This is a genomic window from Mesorhizobium sp. M1A.F.Ca.IN.020.06.1.1 (assembly GCF_004023265.1).
Lineage (GTDB): Bacteria > Pseudomonadota > Alphaproteobacteria > Rhizobiales > Rhizobiaceae > Mesorhizobium.
Genome location: NZ_RZSR01001085.1, coordinates 1 through 1,849, shown reverse-complemented (window position 1 = coordinate 1,849; position 1,849 = coordinate 1). Strand labels below are relative to the sequence as shown.

Annotated in this window: 3 protein-coding genes; all 3 read left to right on the top strand. The window is 55.5% G+C overall.

The window, feature by feature from the left end; genetic code table 11:
• Positions 1 to 256 precede the first annotated feature (256 nt).
• Positions 257 to 910 (top strand): amino acid ABC transporter permease, encoded by a 654-nt coding sequence (locus EOA60_RS31190; protein WP_128312495.1) that lies wholly within the window; start codon positions 257 to 259, stop codon positions 908 to 910.
• A complete protein-coding gene (locus EOA60_RS31185; protein ID WP_128312494.1) occupies positions 907 to 1,569 on the top strand; it encodes an amino acid ABC transporter permease in 663 nt (220 codons plus the stop codon). Before EOA60_RS31190 ends, EOA60_RS31185 begins: the two co-directional genes overlap by 4 nt.
• Positions 1,570 to 1,632: 63 nt before the next feature.
• A partial coding sequence (locus tag EOA60_RS31180) for an ATP-binding cassette domain-containing protein (RefSeq protein ID WP_245502656.1) occupies positions 1,633 to 1,849 on the top strand: 217 nt, incomplete at its 3' end.

The window sequence follows — 1,849 nt, the reverse complement described above, 5'->3', positions numbered from 1 at the left end:
GGTTTTATGGTAATGTCAACCTGGATGGGCGTTCATGACTGGTGCGACACGTCCCGGGAGGAGCCGGCACGCGTAAACGGCACAGTGGACCTCTACTGCCCCCCGTCCATCTCCGGCGATTGAGGATCTGTCTATCCATGATAGCGGTAACTTTGCAGTTCGGTGCACTAGCCGAAAGCATTCGACTAACCGTTGACAGAGTGCGTGTGGCTCCTCCGTTAAAACGCGAGCGGCGGTTGGAGAGGGAGCTTGGTGCATGAGTTTTCTTGACATCATGGTGGGCATTTTTCAGGGCTTCGGTGTCACGGCTACTGTTACCCTGCTGGGTCTGATTTACGCAATCCCCTTCGCACTTGTCGCAGGGGTGCTTCAGCACTTCGCAACCGGCCCAACACGCTGGTTTATTACGGCAATTATCGAGTTCTGGCGCAGCTCTTCTGTCATTGTCCTGCTGTACGCGTTTTACTACTCCCTTCCCGCATTCGGTATCTATCTCTCCGGTATTACAGTTGGCTCGATGGTGCTGGGCCTTAACATAGGCGGCTATGGCAGCCAGTCCGTGCGCGCAGCGCTGCAGGCTCTTGATCGGGGACAGCGCGAAGCCGGTCTCGCGCTTGGCCTGACTCGGCTCGAGGTCCTGCGCCTGGTCGAACTTCCCCAGGCAATTTCCGCCATGATCCCGACCTTCGTCAATCAAGCCATCCAGCTCATCAAAGGGACAGCCTTAGTATCTCTGATTACGCTTACCGACATGACGTTTCGTGCGAAACAACTGTCGCAGCTGGAGTACAATCCGGTCGGAATTTATTCGGGTCTTCTCCTCGCATATCTGATCCTCTGCTACCCAATCACGATCCTGGGGCGGCACTTGGAACGGTCTAAAGACAAGACGCTAGGGAGCCCGGCATGAACTTCGATATCGCCTTTGCCATCAACAGCGTCCCCCGCATCATCGAAGGCCTGGGCAATACGCTTCTGGTTGCCGTGTTAAGCTTCATTGGAGCGCTGTTAATAGGTTTTCTATGGGAAATGCTAAGGCGCTCCCACCGCTGGATGCGCCCGGTAGTCCAGTTCATCGTCGATGCCATCCGTTCCACACCGGCGCTTGTCCAGCTGTATTTCCTTTTTTTCGTGCTTCCGTTTTATGGGATTGTACTTCCCGCCCTGTTCGTAGGGGTTGCCGGCCTGAGCATATATTTTTCCGGCTATCTCGCAGAAGTGTTCAAAGCGGGGATCGATGCCGTTCCCTCCGGTCAAGGAGAAGCCGCGAAAAGCCTAGGGTTGAATTGGTTCGACACCGTATTCTTCGTGCTGGCACCGCAAATGCTGCGCAACGTTGCGGCTCCGCTGGGCGCGTACTCGGTCTCGATTCTGAAATCGACACCGTACCTGTCGGTCATTGCAGTGCCGGAAATGCTTGGCAGCGCTATGGACGTCGCTTCTGATACCTACCGCTATGCCGAGCCGATGTTCGTGGTCGGCATTATCTTCCTCATTCTGGCCCTTTTCGCCGTTGCCCTTGTCAATCTGCTGGAGCGGCGTCTTGGGGTTATCGCGCCAGCCCACTAAGCCACGGGAGTGCTCAGGCCCATGCTAAACTATCTACATAGTTCGACTGAATCGCTCAACGCGATGTGCCCGAACAACGAAGCCGTTCGAATGGAACGCGTATCCAAATGGTACGGCTCTTTTCAAGTCCTCCGCGAAGTGGATCTCCGGGTGCAAGCCGGGGAACGCATCGTGGTGTGTGGACCATCGGGTTCAGGCAAATCCACGCTCATCCGCTGTATCAATCAGCTGGAGACTCATCAGAAGGGCCGAATTTGGGTCAACGGCACAGAACTTACTC

Bases quoted from the DNA above. Each gene is read 5' to 3' on its own strand.
- EOA60_RS31190 (WP_128312495.1), top strand. From the start codon at position 257: ATGAGTTTTCTTGACATCATGGTGGGCATTTTTCAGGGCTTCGGTGTC.
- EOA60_RS31185 (WP_128312494.1), top strand. From the start codon at position 907: ATGAACTTCGATATCGCCTTTGCCATCAACAGCGTCCCCCGCATCATC.